This window comes from Aquirufa ecclesiirivi (assembly GCF_011250515.1).
GTDB classification, from domain to species: Bacteria; Bacteroidota; Bacteroidia; order Cytophagales; family Spirosomataceae; genus Aquirufa; species Aquirufa ecclesiirivi.
In genome coordinates, this window is the sequence record NZ_JAANOP010000006.1 from 171,107 (window position 1) to 190,949 (window position 19,843).

The 19,843-nt window shown below is 38.9% G+C and carries 17 protein-coding genes; 9 read left to right on the forward strand and 8 right to left on the reverse strand.

Going from position 1 to position 19,843, the window contains the following annotated elements; translation table 11 throughout:
- Positions 1-5 precede the first annotated feature (5 nt).
- The 4 genes from G9H65_RS09930 to pdxA all read right to left on the reverse strand — a co-directional run bounded on the left by G9H65_RS09930 (position 6) and on the right by pdxA (position 4,891).
- Positions 6-434, reverse strand: coding sequence for an FKBP-type peptidyl-prolyl cis-trans isomerase (locus G9H65_RS09930; RefSeq protein WP_166375182.1), 429 nt, complete (start codon positions 432-434; stop codon positions 6-8).
- Between the two features lie 83 nt (positions 435-517).
- Entirely contained in the window at positions 518-2,959 is a 2,442-nt protein-coding gene (locus G9H65_RS09935; protein WP_166375183.1) for an endonuclease MutS2, read from the reverse strand.
- Entirely contained in the window at positions 2,956-3,882 is a 927-nt protein-coding gene (locus G9H65_RS09940) for an NAD(P)-dependent oxidoreductase (protein ID WP_166375184.1), read from the reverse strand. The genes G9H65_RS09935 and G9H65_RS09940 overlap by 4 nt, the downstream gene beginning before the upstream one ends.
- A gap of 1 nt (position 3,883) precedes the next feature.
- The gene (gene pdxA, locus G9H65_RS09945; RefSeq protein ID WP_166375185.1) at positions 3,884-4,891 is read right to left on the reverse strand and encodes a 4-hydroxythreonine-4-phosphate dehydrogenase PdxA; all 1,008 of its coding nucleotides are present in this window, start codon (positions 4,889-4,891) and stop codon (positions 3,884-3,886) included.
- 213 nt (positions 4,892-5,104) lie between these two features.
- On the opposite strand from pdxA, the gene G9H65_RS09950 reads away from it, so the two are divergent.
- The 5 genes from G9H65_RS09950 (at position 5,105) to G9H65_RS09970 (ending at position 12,721) form a co-directional block, all read left to right on the forward strand.
- Positions 5,105-8,965, forward strand: a complete 3,861-nt coding sequence (locus tag G9H65_RS09950; protein WP_166375186.1) for a pyruvate carboxylase — start codon at positions 5,105-5,107, stop codon at positions 8,963-8,965.
- Position 8,966: 1 nt separating this feature from the next.
- Entirely contained in the window at positions 8,967-9,713 is a 747-nt protein-coding gene (locus tag G9H65_RS09955; RefSeq protein WP_166375187.1) for a PI-PLC domain-containing protein, read from the forward strand.
- Positions 9,714-9,753: 40 nt separating this feature from the next.
- Positions 9,754-10,656, forward strand: coding sequence for a sugar phosphate isomerase/epimerase family protein (locus tag G9H65_RS09960; RefSeq protein ID WP_166375188.1), 903 nt, complete (start codon positions 9,754-9,756; stop codon positions 10,654-10,656).
- Positions 10,657-10,675: 19 nt separating this feature from the next.
- The gene (locus G9H65_RS09965; RefSeq protein ID WP_166375189.1) at positions 10,676-11,896 is read left to right on the forward strand and encodes a TCR/Tet family MFS transporter; all 1,221 of its coding nucleotides are present in this window, start codon (positions 10,676-10,678) and stop codon (positions 11,894-11,896) included.
- An 84-nt stretch (positions 11,897-11,980) separates the two neighbouring features.
- Positions 11,981-12,721 carry an outer membrane lipoprotein-sorting protein gene (locus G9H65_RS09970; protein ID WP_166375190.1) on the forward strand — a complete coding sequence of 247 codons (741 nt, stop codon included), beginning with the start codon at positions 11,981-11,983 and terminating at the stop codon, positions 12,719-12,721.
- Positions 12,722-13,136: 415 nt separating this feature from the next.
- Here G9H65_RS09970 and G9H65_RS09975 read toward each other — a convergent pair whose 3' ends face one another.
- The 3 genes from G9H65_RS09975 to G9H65_RS09985 are packed head-to-tail and all read right to left on the reverse strand — an operon-like array spanning position 13,137 to position 15,155.
- The gene (locus tag G9H65_RS09975; protein WP_166375191.1) at positions 13,137-14,057 is read right to left on the reverse strand and encodes a sugar phosphate isomerase/epimerase family protein; all 921 of its coding nucleotides are present in this window, start codon (positions 14,055-14,057) and stop codon (positions 13,137-13,139) included.
- Positions 14,058-14,060: 3 nt separating this feature from the next.
- Positions 14,061-14,423: a transmembrane 220 family protein gene (locus G9H65_RS09980; RefSeq protein ID WP_166375192.1), complete on the reverse strand. Its 363-nt coding sequence runs from the start codon at positions 14,421-14,423 to the stop codon at positions 14,061-14,063.
- Positions 14,424-14,438: 15 nt separating this feature from the next.
- Complete coding sequence (locus G9H65_RS09985) at positions 14,439-15,155, reverse strand: tetratricopeptide repeat protein (protein ID WP_166375193.1); 717 nt, start codon at positions 15,153-15,155, stop codon at positions 14,439-14,441.
- A 196-nt stretch (positions 15,156-15,351) separates the two neighbouring features.
- Here G9H65_RS09985 and fsa point away from each other — a divergent pair, with 196 nt between their 5' ends.
- Positions 15,352-16,011 (forward strand): fructose-6-phosphate aldolase, encoded by a 660-nt coding sequence (gene fsa / locus G9H65_RS09990; RefSeq protein WP_166375194.1) that lies wholly within the window; start codon positions 15,352-15,354, stop codon positions 16,009-16,011.
- Positions 16,012-16,019: 8 nt separating this feature from the next.
- A complete protein-coding gene (locus tag G9H65_RS09995) occupies positions 16,020-16,691 on the forward strand; it encodes a cell division ATP-binding protein FtsE (protein ID WP_166375195.1) in 672 nt (223 codons plus the stop codon).
- Positions 16,692-16,752: 61 nt separating this feature from the next.
- Here G9H65_RS09995 and porX read toward each other — a convergent pair whose 3' ends face one another.
- Positions 16,753-18,318 carry a T9SS response regulator signal transducer PorX gene (gene porX / locus G9H65_RS10000; RefSeq protein ID WP_166375196.1) on the reverse strand — a complete coding sequence of 522 codons (1,566 nt, stop codon included), beginning with the start codon at positions 18,316-18,318 and terminating at the stop codon, positions 16,753-16,755.
- A 138-nt stretch (positions 18,319-18,456) separates the two neighbouring features.
- Between porX and G9H65_RS10005 the strand changes: the two genes are divergently transcribed.
- Together G9H65_RS10005 and G9H65_RS10010 are read left to right on the forward strand one after the other, a co-directional pair.
- The gene (locus G9H65_RS10005) at positions 18,457-18,753 is read left to right on the forward strand and encodes a HesB/IscA family protein (protein WP_166375197.1); all 297 of its coding nucleotides are present in this window, start codon (positions 18,457-18,459) and stop codon (positions 18,751-18,753) included.
- A complete protein-coding gene (locus G9H65_RS10010) occupies positions 18,750-19,640 on the forward strand; it encodes a Ppx/GppA phosphatase family protein (protein ID WP_166375198.1) in 891 nt (296 codons plus the stop codon). The genes G9H65_RS10005 and G9H65_RS10010 overlap by 4 nt, the downstream gene beginning before the upstream one ends.
- The last annotated feature ends 203 nt before the right edge of the window (positions 19,641-19,843 follow it).

Genomic DNA, 19,843 nt, shown 5'->3' on the forward strand with positions numbered 1-19,843 from the left:
GGGAATTATTTAATCGCGACTAATTCTAATTCAAAAGTTAAATCTTTTCCAGCCATAGGATGATTCGCATCCAAAGTCACATGTGTATCTGTCAAATCAGTAACAGTTACCTCAAGAACATGTCCACCATCTTGGTGCATGTTTAAAGTAACGCCTAATTCTACTGGAATATGCGATGGAATTTGGTTTCTTTCAATGGTCAAAGTGTTTTCTGGAGAATGCTCACCATATGCTTCCGCTGCTGGAATGGTAATGGTTTTTTTCTCACCAATAGCCATACCCGTTACACCATCATCAAATCCTTTGATAACCATGCCTGAACCTAATTGGAATTCTAATGGGTTACTTCCTACGGATGAATCAAAGATACTGCCATCGGTATGTTTTCCTGTGTAATGAACGGCAACCTGGTCGCCAGTTTTTGCAATAGACATAATGTATTGTTAAGTGTAAAAAATCAGGGACAAAGGTCAGTATTTTTTTATTAATCGATGCATGAATGCAGGAAGATTTTCGGCTATTTCATCGTAATGACACTGATGCCAGCACCTCCACGGTCAGCATGCTCATCCTGAACCTGCTTAATTTGAGCGTAGCGTTTTAATTGTTCTCTGACCAAACTCCGTAAGATACCATCTCCCTTGCCATGCAATATGCGCACTTCGGGTGCTCCTAAAAGTAGCACATCATTGATGTATTGATCCAAAGTTACCCAGACTTCCTCTCCTCTTTTACCTCGTAAATCCAGCGTTAAGCTAAATTGAGCCATCCTATCATTAATATCAATGCCTTTTAATGGAGAAGTTTTTGTTTTCTCCGATTTAGGCGCTTGTACTTTTTGTAAGCGCTTTAACTTGATTGTCGAGCTAATAGAGCCCAATGCCAGTAAAGCATCTTTTCCTTTAATTTCCAATACTTGTCCTACGGTGGGGTCACTTCCTCCATCTTGAATCGCCACCCAATCACCTACGGTAATGGGACCGCTAATGACCTTGACTACAGGATTCGAAGAGGGTTTTGGTTTTACGGGGGCTTCAATCAGTGATTTTTGCGCAAAATCATCCAACTTCTCTCGAATTACTTTGGTTGCTTCCTTGCCTGCCGCCTTTTCTTTGATTTCTCGAATGGTTTGCTCAATGCGTTGATTGGCTTCTTTGACCAATTGCTTGGCTTCAGCTTTAGCCTTATTAATGATGTTTTTTTGCTCATCTTGCAAATGATTTTTCAAGTGCTCATACTGTTGCTTGATGGCATCTACTTGTTCATTTTGAAGACTAAGGCTATTGTTTTTACTCTGCCAAATCTGCTTTTCAGTTTCTGTTTCTAATAATAATTTATCAAAATCGACCTGCTTTTTGCCCAATTTTTTCCGGGCATTTTCAATGATCCCTGCTGGTAAACCTATTTTTTGGGCAATTTCAAAGGCGAATGAACTACCCGGTTTTCCCATATCGAGTATAAACATGGGTTCCAAATGGGCGGTATCATAGCGCATAGCGGCATTGAACAATCCTTCTTTTCGATCGGCTAAACTTTTCAAATTGCCAAAGTGGGTATTGATAGCCCCATAGCAACCTTTATCGGCTAATTTCTCTAGGATTGCTTCTGCAATAGCTCCACCCAAAGAGGGTTCGGTACCTGTTCCAAATTCATCCACCAGCACTAAGGTTTTGGCATTGGCATGTTGAAGGAAGTAGCGCATATTACTCAAGTGAGAACTATAGGTACTTAATTCATTTTCTAAATTCTGCTCATCCCCCATATCTAGGAAAATTTGCTGAAAGAAACCCATGCTAGAACCTTCTTCAATAGGAACCAAACAGCCCGATTGGAAGAGATATTGTAAAAGTCCAACCGTACTAAGTGTCACTGATTTACCTCCTGCATTAGGCCCTGAAACCACCATGAGGCGCTTTTTTTCGTCCAAATGAATCGACAATGGCTTGATTTTCTTGCCTATTTTCTCCAAAGATTTTTCCAACAAAGGATGACGGGCATTTCGCCAGTCTAAACTTGGGATCTCTTGTAGATGAGGTAAAATGGCACGGTGCTCTTGAGCCCATAGGGCTTTAGCACGTATAAAATCAATTAATCCTAACCACTGTAGCCATTGAGCCAGCATTGGGACCATGGGTCTAACTCGGTCCGACAAACGTGAAAGTATTTGAATGATCTCTCTTTTTTCAGCGGACTCCAATGATTTAATTTCATTATTGGCCGTTAGGGCATCGGCTGGTTCTAGAAAGACCGTTTTACCAGTGTCGGATTCATCTTGGACAAAGCCTTTAATTTTACGTTTATGTTCGGCGGCTAAAGGAATCACCATCCGTCCATTCCGAAGCGTCAATGAGAAATCCTTAGAAATCCAGCCTTGTTGTTGCGCTTGATTCAATAAGCTATCCAACTTCTTTCTCAGGCCTTGCTCTTCCGCATTTTTTTTCCGTCGAATCTCACCCAATTCGGAAGAAGCATTTTCTTTAATTTGCCCATTGGCATCAAAAACTCTCCCTAATTCCTGAAGTACAGGCAATAATTGCATGTAATCTTGATCGGATATTTCAGCAATTTTCTGGGAATATTGGCGGGTTAATTGATGTAATTCTGGGTAGCTTTCTGCATCCAATAAATGAAAGAAGCGAATGCATTGATATAGTACTTCTAATCCTCTTTGCCAATCTCTCCATTGGTCAGCTGATAAGTAATTGCCTTCCAATGTTAAGGGGGCGAGCCAAGGACGTAAATCATAGTAATCTACTTGTGGCCATTCACCTCCACGCTCAGCCATCAATTGCTTCATTTCATGCACTTGATTGACCCATTGTTTCACCAAAGGGAATCGGTTCGAAAAGCGCATTTTCTCCGCAAATTCTACTCCCATCTGGCTGAGACATGCCGCTTTGATATCGGCCTGAACATGGCTAAAGCCAATTTTGTCGGCTAATCCTTCTGGGTAATTCATGCAGTATAAAAGGCTTTAATTTTGGCAAGAAGTACCTCGTTGATTTTGCGGTAACTTTCGTTTGTCCATCCAGCTACGTGTGGACTGAATAGGGTAGCAGGAAACGAACTGATTTTGTTGAAAAGTGCTTTTTCTTCTTCTGACCAAGTGTTAATTTTTTCATTGGGCAACACATCTAGGATCAATCCTTGAATTTGCCCCTTTTCTAATCCTATTAATAGGGCAGGTAATGGACTAATTGCACCACGTGAACTATTAATCAAAACAATCGGCTTTTTGAATTGAGAAAGCCATTGTTCATTCACCATGCCACGCGTTTCATCGGTTAAAGGAATATGCAAAGAAACGATATCTGCCTGATTGAAAATATCCTGCATTTCGGCACTATATTGACTAACAGGCTGGTATTTGTCATAAGCTAAAATGGTTGATCCAAAGGAGCTCAATCGAAAGGCTACTGATTGCCCCATGTGGCCATAACCAATGATGCCAATGGTTTTACCTGAAATCTCCCAACCTCTATTTCCTTCTCTATCCCAAATACCTTGTCGCACTTCTCGGTCAGATTTATGCAAACGATGAGCTAAGCTTAATAATTGACCAATGACATGTTCGGCCACAGCTTCTTTATTTCCTTCATTCGCGGCAAATACTTCGATATTTCTTTGACTCGCCGCTTCTAAATCAATCAAATCCAAACCTGCGCCAGCTCGGGCGATAAATCGAAGGGAATCGGCTTTTGCTAGAAATGAAGCATCTATTTTGAGTTTACTCCTTACCACCAAACCCTCAAATATTGGAATTTGATGGATGATTTCCTCTTTGCTCCAAGTACTACCATCCACCACAGAAAATTGCATAGCCTCCAAGCCTTGGGCCATGGATTCATGTACTTCATCAATGATTAGGACTTGGGCGGGCATCTTATGCTTGCATTCTGTTTTTTACTAAATCGAGTGCCAAAAAGATGGCATGCATGAAAGAACTTGGGTCTGCTTCATTTTTACCAGCAATATCATAAGCAGTTCCATGATCTGGGGATGTTCTAATGATAGGAAGTCCCGCTGTGAAGTTGACACCTGTATCAAAAGCAATGTATTTAAATGGAATCAATCCTTGGTCATGATACATCCCTAAAACGCCGTCAAATTCTTTGAATTGTGCTTTACCAAAAAAACCATCTGCAGGATAGGGACCAAACACTAAATTTCCTTTGCTCCTAAACTCATCGATGACAGGTTGAATGATTTCTAATTCCTCTTTTCCTAATAAGCCAGATTCACCAGCATGTGGGTTTAGTCCTAAAACAGCTAATTTGGGCTTATCGATGGAGAAATCTTCCTTTAAACTCTTTAAAAACAAGTTGATTTTATCTTTCAGCAATGCAGCATTCAGGGCATTACTTACTTCTTGCAAAGGCATATGTCCCGTAGCAACTCCCATGCGCAGGTTGTCACTCACCATCATCATCAAGGATGATTTAGCATCAAAACGTTCGGTTAAATATTCTGTATGTCCAGGGAAGGAGAATTCCTCCGATTGGATGTTGTGTTTGTTAATTGGTGCAGTGACCAAAGCCGACAACAAACCACGATCTAAATCTTTGATAGCCAATTCTAAACAATCAAAAGCCGCTTTTCCAGCTTCTGGAGTTACTTTGCCCGGTTCTACTACCGTGTCCTTATCGTCCCAAGCCTTCATTAAATAACTCTGACCCTCTTGAACCTGATTTAAATTATCTATGATTTTAATGGACCAATCTTTCAGTTCTAATTTTTGACGATAAAAATCCAAGACCTTTTTGGAACCATAAATGACAGGCGTACACCATTTCAAAATTCTTGGGCTACCCAATGCTTTTAAAATGATCTCTGGGCCTATGCCATTGTAATCACCTAGGCTAATACCAATCAAAGGTTTATTTGTGTTCATGCTTCAAAAATTCAGCCTGCAAGTTAAGAAATTTCGAGGGAAGAGAACTTGATTTTTTTTATGGTCCCTTTTTCAAAAAATAATGTACCGCCAAATTGGTAACGAACCCTACAATTATTGTAAATTTTTAATATTTGGCAAATAAAATGGGTCAATAAATGCAAAAATGCCAATTATTTTAGCATTTTTGTTAGAATGCAATAATTGAAGATAATGCCAAAGTCATACGTAAGAAAAATTTCTAGTCTCCTTATCGCCAATCGTGGTGAAATCGCTATTCGTATCATGCGTGCTGCTTCCGAGTTGGGGGTTCGGACCGTCGCTGTTTATACCTTTGAAGATCGGTATTCTCTACACCGTTATAAAGCGGATGAAGCTTATCAAATTGGTAAGGACGATGAGCCACTAAAACCCTATTTAGATTACGAAGGATTGATTGCCTTGTGTAAAAGCAAAAATATTGATGCGATACATCCGGGATATGGATTTTTATCAGAGAATGTCAATTTAGCTCGCAGATGTAGGGAAGAAGGAATTGTCTTTGTAGGGCCATCTCCAGAAGCCATGGATGCCTTAGGAGATAAGGTCGCAGCCAAAGTTGCAGCTATGAAGGCCAATGTTCCCATGATTCAAGATTCTAAAGGGGATTTAGCTGATTATTCTTTGGCTTTGTCCGAAGCCAAACGTATCGGATTTCCTGTGATGGTGAAAGCAGCTGCTGGTGGAGGTGGACGTGGTATGCGGGTTGTACGTTTAGAAGAAGATTTAGAAAAAGCTTACAATGAAGCTCGAAATGAGGCAAAGAATGCTTTTGGAGATGAAACAATTTTCATTGAGAAATTCATTGATCAACCTAAACATATCGAGGTACAGTTACTAGGTGACCAACATGGGAATTTAGTACACTTATATGAACGTGATTGCTCTGTACAGCGTCGATTCCAAAAAGTGGTTGAAATAGCTCCTTCTTTTGGTCTTAAAGATGAAACAAAAAAGAAATTATATCAATATGCTTTGTCGATTGGTAAAGCAGTTAATTACTACAATGCCGGGACGGTTGAGTTTTTAGTAGACCGTGATGAGAATATCTATTTCATTGAAGTTAACCCTCGTGTCCAAGTGGAGCACACGATTACAGAAGAGGTTACTGGAATAGACATTGTTCGTACTCAGATATTAATTGCCCAAAATTACAAACTGTCTGATCCAGGTATTTATATCCTGTCGCAGGAAGATATTCCATTAAGAGGATTTGCTATCCAGTGTCGTATTACAACTGAGGATCCAACGAATGGCTTCAAGCCCGACTTTGGTACTATCATTGCCTACCGTAATGCGGCAGGTTTTGGTATCCGTTTAGATGAAGGATCTTCTTATCCAGGAGTAAAAATTTCACCTTATTTTGATTCTATGTTGGTGAAGGTTTCTGCCAAAGGACGGACATTATTGGGTGCTGCCGAACGTTTAAATCGGGCATTAACAGAGTTTCGTATTCGTGGGGTGAAAACCAACATTCCTTTTTTAAGAAATGTGATTTCTCATCCAATCTTTCAAAATGGGCAGTGTACGGTTCAATTTATTGATTCGCATCCGGAATTATTTAAGTTTACCCCAACCAGAGACCGTTCTACCAAGGCCTTACGTTATTTAGGAGAGGTGATTGTCAATGGAAACCCTGACGTAAAGGTTAAACCTACGGCTAGTTTCAGGCCACCCATTATACCTTACTCGGATGCCTTGTCTGAATTTCCAAAAGGCAACAAGCAGTTGTTGATGGAATTGGGGCCCGAGAAATTTGCGAAGCATATTCGTGACACAAAACAGGTTTTGTTTACCGATACGACTTTCCGAGATGGACATCAGTCTTTATTAGCGACGCGTGTTCGAACACAAGATATGTTGGCCGTGGCATCTGGCTTTGCCAAATCTTTCCCTCAATTGTTTTCTATGGAAGTTTGGGGGGGAGCTACTTTCGACGTAGCTATGCGATTCTTACAAGAATCACCTTGGAAGCGTTTGCAAGAATTCCGTCAGGCTATGCCAAACATGCTCCTTCAGATGTTGTTCCGCGGGTCTAATGCCGTAGGATATTCAGCTTATCCAGATAATTTGATTGAGAAGTTTGTGGAGAAATCCTCAGAAGCAGGTATCGATGTCTTTCGAATTTTTGATTCTTTGAACTGGGTGGAGGCAATGAAAGTGTCTATTCGTGCGGTGCGTGAAAGAACACCAGGTATTGCTGAGGCAGCTATTTGCTATACAGGTGATGTGTTCACCAACGAGAAGTATAATTTACAATATTACCTGGATTTAGCTCGTCAGTTAGAAGATGAAGGAGCTCACATGTTGGCCATTAAAGATATGGCAGGTTTATTGAGACCTTTCCAAGCAGAGTTATTAGTTAAAGAACTTAAAAAAGCAGTGGATATTCCTATTCATTTGCACACGCATGATACGGCTTCCATTCAATCTGCTACTTATTTAAAAGCAATTGAAGCAGGAGTGGATGTGGTTGATGGAGCATTAGCTGCTATGTCGGGTCTTACTTCCCAGCCGAATTTAAATTCTTTGGTAGCAATGATGCAAGGTCAAGCCAACCAGGATTTGCTTGATTTGGATGAGATGAATCAGTATTCCAATTATTGGGAAGCGGTAAGAACTTGGTATACTCCATTTGAATCTGAATTGAAAGCGGGTACTGCTGAGGTTTATGATAATGAGATTCCGGGTGGACAGTATACTAACTTACGTGGACAGGCTGTGGCTTTGGGTGTAGGAGATAAGTTTGAATTATTGAAAGATAATTATACGGAAGCCAATAAGTTGTTTGGCGATATTGTTAAAGTTACACCTTCTTCCAAAGTAGTAGGAGATATGGCTATTTTTATGACAGCCAATTCGTTGACGGCAGAAGATGTGTATGCCAAAGGAGCTACACTTTCCTTCCCTGAGTCGGTGAAAGATTTCTTCAAAGGCGGATTAGGTCAGCCTTATCAAGGATTCCCTAAGCAATTGCAGGAAATCATTTTGAAAGGGGAGACCCCAATGGAAGGAAGGCCGAACGACCATTTGGCTCCCATTGACTTTGATAAGGATTTTGCGGCTTTTCAAGCGAAATTTCCAGATAATGAGGGTGGATTCTATGACTATTTGTCGTACATGATGTATCCGAAAGTATATGAGGATTACTACAAGAATCACCAAATTTTTGGCGATCTAACGGCCATGCCAACACCTGCTTTCTTCTATGGCTTAAAGCAAGATGAGGAAATCATGATTACCATTGAGCCGGGAAAAACGATCATCGTGAAGTTCTTGCATATGTCAGAACCTGATGAATCTGGTTTGCGCAATGTGACTTTTGAATTGAATGGTCAAGCTCGTCGAATCAAGGTATTAGACAAAAACATAAAGGTAGAACGCCCACAACATGTGAAGGCTTCTCAAAAAGGAGATATTGGGGCGCCATTACAAGGTCGACTTAGCCGTATTTTGGTGAAACCAGGGGAAGAGGTGAAGAAAAATGCACCATTGTATGTGATTGAAGCCATGAAGATGGAATCCATTGTTTCGGCACCATTTGAAGGGATCATTGGTAATGTTGTATTGCATGAGGGAACCGTAGTAGAGCAAGAGGATTTAGTATTAACCTTAGAGGAGGCTAAATTACCAGAACCTAATGTGGAGGAATACTTATTTGTATATGGTACGCTTCGTCGTGATTGTGGTAATGACTTACATCGTTTATTGGCCAGAAATTCCGATTATGTGGGTATGGCAACGTATCAAGGTCGTATGTACCAAGTCGCGGATTATCCAGGTATTATAGCTTCTGATGATCAGAAAGATCAAGTAATCGGGGAGTTGTATTTATTATCTAATACCATTAAACTCCTGAGTGTCTTGGATGAGTATGAGGAATTTGATGCCGATAAGCCTGATAAGAGTTTGTTTGTTAGAACTAAAGTTCAGGTTCAATTGAATGGACAAGAGGTAGAAAGTTATGCTTATTTGTACAACAGACCTACTCAAGCCAATACGGAAATTGTTTCAGGAGATTATTTAAAGAAGTAAGATGAAAGTATTCTTTGGTATTTTATTATGCTTTGTTTCCTGTCATTTATGGGCACAAAAAGCCTTGCTGAAAGCACATGCTCACAATGATTATGAGCATTCAAAGCCTTTCTATGAAGCATTTAACTTAGGCTTTGGCTCCATCGAGGCAGATGTATATTCCATCAAAGGAGAATTGCTGGTAGCTCATGATGTGAAAGATGTGAAAGCAGATAGAACGTTAAAGACTTTGTACATTGATCCCATTGTAAAAGTTTTGTCGGAAAATAGACAAGGAAATTTTCATCAGTTTCTCATTGATTTTAAAACAAGTGCGGATTCTACTTTACCCGTTTTGATAAAGGCCTTGGAACCTCATAAAGATTTGTTTATTCAAAGAGGACTAAGAATTGTGATATCAGGCAACCGGCCAGCGATTAAAAATTATGTCTTGTATCCCACTTGGATTACATTTGATGGTCGTTCTACAGAAATATATCCAGCAGGCTTAGGGAATCGTGTAGTTTTAGAAAGTGAATCTTTATACAAATTTGGCGCATGGAGTGGTCAAGGTCCCATGAGTCCTGAATTGAAAGAGAAATTGAAAGCATATGTAGAAAGAGTACATGCCCAAGGCAGGAAATTACGCTTATGGGCTACACCTGATAGTTTGCTGGGTTATCAAACTTTGTATGATTTAGGAGTGGATTATATTGGAACTGACCATTTAAGTGAATTAGCCGATTTCTTGCGATTAGCTGTTAAGTAGAATAAACAAAACCTTACCTTTACTTTATAAACCTACAACTATGATTAAGCGTCGGGAGTTTCTCCAGCAAAGTTCTTTATTAGCCATCATGGCTTCTTTTCCTGCTTCAGCGGCAAGTTCGTCCTTCAAAATGGGTTATTCTGCCATTACTTGGGGAGGAAAAGATGATCAAGCCATTTTGGATATAGCTTCATTGGGATTCAAAGGGATTCAGTTGAGAGCCAATTCTTATACCAAATACAAAGATAATCCTCAGGAATTAAAGGCTTTATTGGATGCTTCTAAGCTTCAATTAGTGATGTTTTCTAGTGGAAATGTGGAGATAGATCCTGCTAAAGTTCCTGCTTCGATTGAACAACATGTAAATCATGCCAAGTTTGTCAAAGCTTTAGGTGGGGATTCTATACAGTTAACGAATAGTTTACGTAAGAAAGGCGAGGTCCCTAGTCAAGAGGATTTATTGAAATTAGCTGAAGTGATGAATGAAATTGGCCGAAGAACCCAAGAAGTGGGTGTTCAAGCGACTTACCATAATCATATGAATCAGTTTGGAGAGACGCCTGAAGAGGTAGACACTTTGGTTAAGCATATGAATCCAGCTTATTTACGTTTGTTATTAGATGTGGCTCATTATCATCAAGGTGGAGGCAAGCCAGCGGAGGCTGTTTTGAAATATAGGAAAATCATTCATTCGTTTCATATTAAGGATGTAGAGAGTCCGATTAAAGGACAAGAAACGAATCCAGCTTCATATAAATTTGTGGAACTTGGACAAGGTAATGTGGATATGAAAGGTATTTTCAATAATATTAGAAAAATCAAGTTTAAAGGATGGGCCATTGTTGAATTGGATAGTGTCCCAGATAAAGCGAAAAGTCCATTGCAATGCGGTACTATCAGTCGAGATTTTTTACGCGATACCATCAACTATAAGTTTGTGTAAATGCCTCAATTAGTATAAAATGGCTCGTAAAAATGGTTCGGCAAGTATGTTATTCATTTTCATTACATTGGTTATCGATGTTTTGGGAATAGGCTTGATAGTGCCTATTATGCCAACCTTAATTTCAAGTTTTACAGGAGGAGATTTAAGTTCAGCTTCCCAATATTCGGGCTGGATGATGGCATCTTACGCTATCATGCAGTTTTTGTTTTCCCCAGTTTTGGGGGGGGTATCTGACCAATTTGGACGTAGACCCATTATTTTAATTTCATTATTAGGCTTTAGTTTAAACTATTTAATTTCAGCCTTGGCACCTGATTTAATCTGGTTGTTTCTAGCCCGCATTTTTTCTGGAATAACAGGGGCAAGCTTTACTACAGCCCAAGCTTACATTGCTGATATTTCTAAGCCAGAGGATCGTGCCAAGAATTTCGGAATGGTCGGAGCAGCCTTTGGTATAGGATTTATTATTGGACCTGCTGTAGGTGGCTTTTTAGGTAGTTATGGTGTGGCAGTACCCTTTTATGCTTCAGCTATATTGACTTTGTTGAATGCCATGTACGGATATTTTGTTTTACCAGAGTCCTTGGCCAAAGAAAACCGTAGAAAATTTGATATTAGACGGGCAAATCCATTAGGTTCTTTGAAAATCTTTACGCGCTATCCCTTGATAACGGGATTAGTTGGGGGCTATTTCTGTTTACAATTAGCGGGTCAAGCTCATCCCAGTACTTGGTCTTATTTTACTATGAAAGTATTCTCTTGGACACCAACGGAAGTGGGGTATTCCTTGGCTTTTGTCGGTGCTATCGTCGCCATCGTTCAAGGGGGATTATCTCGTTTTATCATGCCAAAATTGGGGGATAAAAGAGCTATTTTATACGGATTAATGATGTATGGACTAGGTTTTTTCTTGTTTGCCTATGCATCAAAATCTTGGATGATGTATGTATTTATGGTTCCATTTGGATTAGGAGGAATAGCCGGGCCTGCCTTACAAAGTATGATTACTCAGCAAGTAGGTCCAGATGCACAAGGAGAGTTGCAGGGTGGATTAACAAGTTTACAATCCATCACGACCATTTTAGGACCCTTAGTGGCGTCTAATTTGTTTGCTTATTTTACTTCATCTGCCGCTCCAATTCAATTTCCTGGAGCAGCATTTTTCATTGCAGGAATTCTCGTATTTATCGGTTTGACTATTGTTTTGTCTTCCATTTCCTCCCGAAAAAGGATTTAATTGATAATTGGTGGATTCTAGGGATGAATGATTTTTAAGTTCTGCCTATTTCCTATAATTTCGAATTCATATAAATCCCTAATCATGAGAAAATTCGTTTATTTATTGGCTTTTATAGCTTTTAGTAGTAGTAGTTCATTTGTTTTAACAGCTCAAACTGTAGATGAAATTTTAGCCAAACACTTAGAGGCCATGGGTGGTGCCGAAAAGTGGAGTAAAGTTAAGTCGGTAGTTCAAAACACCAAGTTTACCATTCAAGGAATGGAGATACAATCCAAATCCTCCATTTTAGTCGGTAAGGCATTTCGTTCTGAAATTGAAGTTATGGGTAATAAAATGGTGCAAGTAGTGGAGGGTGAAAATGGCTGGTGGATTCGTCCACAAATGATGGGTGGTTCAGGTGAAGCTGAAGATATGCCTAAGGAAATGGTAAAAGTGAGTAAAAACCAAGAGTCTGTGGGTTCCTTATTATTGACAGCCAAAATGGAAGGTAGTAAAATCGACTTGGTCAATAAAGAGAAATTGGATGGAGCCGATGTTTTTGTATGTCAAATTACTAAGAAGGATGGAGACGTAGGTACGGTTTATTTATCAGCAAGTACTTATTTAATTCTAAAATTTGCTGCCAAGGTGAATCTTGGAGGCCAAGCAGTCGATACGGAATTGAAATTTTCTAATTATAAAGCTGTAGATGGTTTGTATTTTCCATTTTCTATGGAAACAGCTAATCCAATGGGTGGGGGTACCATGCAGGTGGATACTACATCGATTGAAATTAACCCAGCTTTAGAAGCGGCTATATTTGTTAAGCCGGTGAAAAAATAGATTTTGCTTTAAAATGAGTTAGAATGAAACAGCCGAGGATTTAAATCCTCGGCTGTTTGTTTGAAAAACATGTCAACCAATAGATGGTTATTTCCGGTGTATGAGCCGAGGATTTAAATCCTCGGCTGTTTGTTTGAAAAACATGTCAACCAATAGAAGGTTATTTCTGGTGTACGAGCCGAGGATTTAAATCCTCGGCTGTTTGTTTGAAAAACATGTCAACCAATAGATGGTTATTTACGGTGTACGAGCCGAGGATTTAAATCCTCGGCTCGTATTGTGTATTAAATCAAATTCATGGAATTTTTCCGAGGATTTAAATCCTCGGCTGTTTGTTTGAAAAACTTGTCAACCAATATATGGTTATTAACGGTGTACGAGCCGAGGATTTAAATCCTCGGCATCCTATTCTCCATTAAGGTAAATACTGCTTAATGTGATTTCTCGCACTTAATATGGCCCTTTCAATATCCTCATCAGACCCCTCATAGGCCTTATCTTCCACTTCAATGACGATCGGTCCGCGATATCTTACATCATTCAAGGCAGAAATGAATTTGCCCCAATGGATATCACCTAAACCTGGGATTTTAGGAGAATGATATTCCAATGGATTGGCCAATATTCCAACTCGATTCAATTTTTCGGGATAAACCTTGACATCCTTTAAGTGTACATGATGCAATTTTTCCGCATAATGATAGATAGGATAAGTATAATCCATCATCTGGAAGACCATGTGGGAAGGGTCATAATTTAATCCAAAGTTTTTAGATGGAATAATGCTAAATAATTGATCCCAAATTTTAGGTGTCGTCATGAGATTTTTTCCCCCAGGCCACTCATCATCTGTAAAGAACATGGGGCAGTTTTCGATACCAATTTTAATGTCCAATGAATCAGCCAAAGCAATTATCTCTGGCCATACTTCGGTAAACTTGCCCATGTTGTAGGCTACGTTTTTGGTATAATCTCGACCAACAAAGGTATTAACGTTACCTATTCCTAAGACGGCAGCTGCTTTGATAATTTTTTTGATATGTTCCCGATAATACAACGCCTGCTCTTCATTGGGATCCAAGGGGTTGGGATAATATCCCAAGGCTGAAATCTTAACGGGATGAAGCGCTAATTGTGCTTTAAGGGCCAATAAATCCTCGTATGAAAGCATGTCTACAGCGATATGACTTACACCCGCATATCGACGAGTATCTGCATTGCTCGTTGGCCAACACATGATTTCTACACAAGCAAATTGTTGTTGATGAGCGAAATCCAAAACCTCCCACAAATTTTTATTGGGAAGAATAGCTGAAACGAATCCTAAATCAAGCATGTGTTAATTGTATTTTTTATCAAGAAAATAAAATGTCGCAAACGAAAATGTGGTAATCCATAAACCAACTGCCTCACGGGCTAATTCTTGATTCATGGTTTTCATACTCAATCCATCGGTGATGAAACCTTCCCAAGCGGTCATTTCTACCCAAGTTTGAAGCCCAGCCACTCCTGAAAGTATAAATAGTACCACCATCAATTCGGAGTTTACTTTACCTGTTATTGCTCGCAATGCAGTATAGGCTGGAATCAAATAAACGGGTACCCATAAGATTGGATCAGGGTCATTCAATTGCCAATAGGCAAACAAGATGAAAATAATGGTAAATACGATGCCTGAAATTAGAAATGCTTTGTTCATCATGAAAAGGTTTAGGTGTTATTCACAAAGTTTATGGACAGCCTCTTTGGCTCCTGGATAATTTAATTTTTTTGCTTGCTGAAAGGCTAGGCAGGCTTTTTCACTCAATTTTTGTTGGTATAAGCTTAGACCCAAAGCATAATAACCTTTCCCAAAACTGGGATTAATTTCAACCGTTTTTTCAAAGTCCTTGGCTGCCTCTGTTAGGTTTTCCCCTTGATAATAAATATTTCCGCGATTGTACAAAGCATTGATTTCCCGAGGGTTTTTAGTCAAGCAAGTCGTGAAATCAGCCAATGCAAGTTTCGGTTTAGCCAAAGCTGCCCAAACAATTCCTCTTTGTAAATATGCTGAAGCCGAATCTGGAGCATTTTTAATGGCAATTTCTAATGGAGCCAATGCTTTTTCCCATTCTGATTTCTCCATCCTTACAGCCGCTAAATTTAATTGGGCCTGGTATAAGGAGGGCTTTAATTCCGTAGCCTTGAGATAATTACTTTCTGCTTCTACGAATTTTTTCTCTTGAAAATCAATTACCCCCAACATATTATATGCTTCGGCTGAACCTGGATTTTTCTCAATGGATTTTTTTAAAGCTTCTCGGGCAGATACTAATTCTCCCTTTTTTAAGCGCGTTTTAGCTTCTTCTAGCCAAGCATCAGATGAAGATGAACATGAAGATAATAGGGCTACGAGGAGACAGGCAACTAAGGGCCAGGTTTTTAGGATACGCATGTTAATTAATTGCATCATCAAAGTTAATGCCTAGCGCTAAAATATCGGTATGTATTTTGAAAAAAGGGGCAATTTTTATTATATTTGCAATGGCAAATTACCAGCTCCCGCTGAATCCCCCAGGTCTTGATCGAAGCAAGGGTAAGTTGGTTGTAGCGGTGAATTTGCCATTTTTTTGTTTTAACCAATTCTACTCATGAAATTTTTTATCGATACAGCCAATTTAGAACACATTAAAGAGGCACAAGATCTAGGTATTTTAGATGGTGTTACTACCAATCCATCCTTGATGGCCAAAGAAGGCATCAGTGGTAAAGATCAAGTTTTAAAGCATTATAAAGCTATATGTGATATCGTCGATGGAGATGTTTCCGCCGAAGTTATTGCTACTGACTACGCTGGAATGATTCGTGAGGGTGAAGAATTAGCAGATTTAGATGATAAAATCGTAGTTAAAATACCAATCATTAAAGACGGTGTAAAAGCCCTTAAATATTTTTCTGATCGCGGTATCAAAACCAATTGTACTTTAGTATTTTCTGCTGGTCAAGCTTTGTTAGCTGCCAAAGCAGGTGCTACTTATGTGTCTCCATTCATTGGACGCTTGGATGATATCTCTTATGATGGAATTCAATTAATCGAACAAATTCGATTAATTTATGATAATTATGAATTTGAAACGGAAATCTTAGCCGCTTCGGTTCGTCACCCGATGCACATCATTAATTGCGCCGAAGTTGGAGCAGATGTGATGACGGGCCCATTATCTGCTATTCTAGCTTTATTAAAACATCCTTTGACAGATAGCGGTTTAGCTACTTTCTTGGCTGATTACGAAAAAGCAAAGAATAAATAAGCAATCGTATGGCCGTTCTATCTTTTGAAAATGTTACTATTTTGCAAGATGGTATTCCTACCTTGCAAAATATCAATTTGGAGATGAATGAGGGAGATTTTGCCTATTTAATCGGCAAAACAGGAAGTGGGAAAAGTACACTTTTTCGCTCCATATACGCTGAATTACCCATTGAATTAGGCGTTGCCCAAGTGGCAGGCTATTCTTTGAACGATATTAAACAAAGCGATGTGCCTTTCCTCCGTCGCAAGCTAGGATTTGTATTTCAAGACTTTCAATTATTAACGGATCGTAATGTTGAAAAAAACCTTTCCTTTGTTTTAGAAGCTACCGGTCATTCCAATCCAGATGAAATTCGTTACCGTATTGAGCAAGTTTTAGCTCAAGTAGGTATGAGCAATGCGATTCAGAAACGGGTACATCGATTATCTGGAGGAGAGCAGCAACGTATCTGTATCGCGAGAGCCATATTGAATAATCCAGTTTTATTGTTAGCCGATGAGCCTACAGGGCATTTAGATCCTGAGGTTTCCCTAGAAATCATGCAATTGTTTAAGCAATTAAACCAACAAGGAACAGCTATTTTGATGGCAAGTCATGATTACAATACCATGCGCCAAGTTCCCGGTAAATTCCTCAAATGCGAAGGCGGGAACATCTTTCCTGTGGATAGTATATAGAGCTGAAGCAGTGCTTCAGCTTTTCTTCTGCTTGCCCGTTTAGAGTAGCACTGCTTCAGCTTTACTTGCCTGTCAGATACACCACGGGTATGATACATTCCTCCAATGAAATTCCACCATGTTGGAAGGTATTTCGGTAATGATTCACATAGTGGTTGTAATTATTAGGATAGGCAAACATATAGTCCTCCTTGCTAAACACATAGGTAGTAGACACATTGGGCTTTGGTAAGAATAATTGCTCAGGTCTTCGAGAAACCATCATTTTATTGGTATTATCCCAATTCAAATTTTTCCCCTGCTTATAGCGTAAATTGGTATTCGTTGAACGATCCCCCACAATTTTAATGGGATTTTGCACCCGAATCATCCCATGGTCGGTGGTGATAATCACGCGACCTTTCTTATCCGAAATTCTTTTCAATAGGTCAAAAAGGGGAGAATGCAAAAACCAACTAGCCGTTAAGCTTCGATAAGCTGATTCATCCGGTGCTAATTCTTTGATCATAGCCATATCTGTTCTGGCATGAGAAAGCATATCCACAAAATTGTAAACAATCACATTCAAGTCATTCGTCAATAATTTACTGAAATTATCTACTAAATTTTTTCCTTGGTATTGATGTATAATCTTATGATAAGATGCTTTGGCATTTATTCTCAATCGCTTCAATTGCTCTTGTAAAAAGAATTCTTCGTATTGATTAAAGCCTTCCTCATCTTCGGAATCTCCCAAATCAAATATCCACTTATCCGGATAGTTTTTTTGTATTTCTAATGGCATCATGCCTGCAAAAATGGCATTTCTAGCGTAGGCTGTTGTAGTAGGTAAGATGGAATAATACGTTTCTTCCTGCTCCAATTGGAAATAATCTTGTATAAACCCTTCCAATATTTTCCATTGGTCAAAACGTAAATTATCTACCAGAATAAAGAAAAGAGGACTTTTCTCTTTCAGTTTAGGAAATACATACTTGCGCATCATTAAATGAGAAAGTATAGGCGTTTCAGAATCAGGCTTTTGAAGCCAGTTTTCATATGAATTCTCAATGAATTTACTAAAATGTACGTTAGCCTCAGATTTTTGACTACTTAAAACCTCCGCCATTGATTTGTTTTCCGTTTTGTCAATTTCAAGTTCCCAATACAGTAATTTTTTGTAAATATCAGCCCATTCTTTGGCACTCAATTGGTCTTGATATTGTAAGGATAAAGCCCTAAACTCTTGTTGGTAACTGATATTGGTCTTTTCTTCTTCCAAACGCTTTTTATCAAAAATACGTTTAACGGAAAGCAGTAACTGGTTGGGATTGAGTGGTTTAATTAAGTAATCAGCAATTTTAGATCCAATGGCATCTTCCATCAGTTCTTCTTCCTCTGATTTGGTAATCATAATCACAGGAAGATTCGGTCTAATTTGTTTGATGGAAATCAATACTTCTAAGCCCGACATGCCAGGCATATTCTCATCTAAAAAAAGCACATCAAATTTTTGCTTCTCTACTAATTCCAAGGCATCAGCCCCAGAATTCACCGTTGTCACCTGATAGCCCTTGTTTTCAAGGAAAAGTATATAAGGAGTTAATAAATCAATTTCGTCGTCAGCCCAAAGTATCGAATACGTCATGTTGTATTATTTTATTCTTTCTTAACCCATCTGTCTAGTAAATATTGTTCATCCTAAAATTTAATTTTTGTTAAATGAACAATCTAGATTTTGGTCACCTAAAATTAGCTAATTTTGTTTTGCTAATCGTTTTTTTCCATGGCTAATACAGATGCTCCTGTTCGTTTTACTGAAAGTGCCAAGGCCAATTTGTTGCCCTTGGTTCAAGAAGGTAAAATGCCTGAGCCTTTTATTCGAGTTGGGATGAAAGGAGGTACCTGTGGAGGAACCTATGTTTTAGGTTTTGATTCCAAAACCGAGTTTGATGAAGAATATGTGATTGATGAAATTCCCTTGTTAATCGATCGTCGGCAATTGCTTTTTGTTTTGGGGACTGAAATAGATTTTGAAGCTCGTGCCAATGGTTTTTACTTACATAAACCTGCTATTTTATGAAATTTGCTGCTATTGATATCGGTTCTAATGCTGCCCGACTACAAATTTCCAGTGTATTGGAAAACGACGGAGTCATTAGCTTCAAACGAATTGAATACGTCCGCTTTGCCTTACGTTTAGGACACGATGTTTTCATTGATGGGGTTATTTCGCCTGATTCAGAAGTGCGTATTTTTAAGCTGTTACATGCCTATAAATTACTCATGGATTTACATGAAGTAAAGGATTATGCCATTTGCGCTACTTCTGCCATGAGGGAAGCCTCCAATGCTACTGATATCATTACTCGTATCCATAAAATTTTAGATATGAAAATCAATGTGATTGATGGTAGTAGAGAAGCGGAGTTGATCAATGATGTGGTAGTTCAATCTTTGCATCCCAAGAAAAACTACTTACATATCGATGTTGGTGGAGGTTCGACCGAATTAAACATTTATCACAATCGACAAAAATTGGCCTCAAAATCCTTTAAAATAGGTTCGGTTCGTCTACTGGAAGGTAAGGAGAAAGAGGGCGATTGGGAAAAGATGCAAAAATGGATTACCCAACAAAAAATGGAAATCCCAGGGAAAATGATTGCCGTGGGTACCGGAGGGAACATTAGTAAATTGTATAATATCTCAGAAAAGGTAAATGAGTCTAAAATGATGCAGTTCAGTGAATTACAGCGTATTTCTGATTATGTCGCATCATTTACTTATGAAGAACGTGTCCATAAATTACGCTTGAATACGGACCGTGCAGATGTCATTGTTCCTGCTGCGTCTATTTATTTGGCTGCCATGAAAACAGCGGAATGTGAAGAAATTTTTGTGCCTGACTTAGGACTAAAAGACGGAATCATCCAACTTTTGTACGATCGTTTTTTACAAAGAAAAAAATAAGGGAGTTTTAGGGTTTAGTTATTAGGGTTTAGGTTATTAGTAGTGTTCAGGTCTTAGGTATTAGGGTTTAGTTATTGAGTCTGCTTAATAAACTGTGTCAATTACTAACTTAATTAATAATTGACACAATCCATGGAAAAAGAGAAATTTGATTTTGAGGCCTTTGTCAAGCAAGCCGCAGAACAATTAAAGCAAAAAAAGCC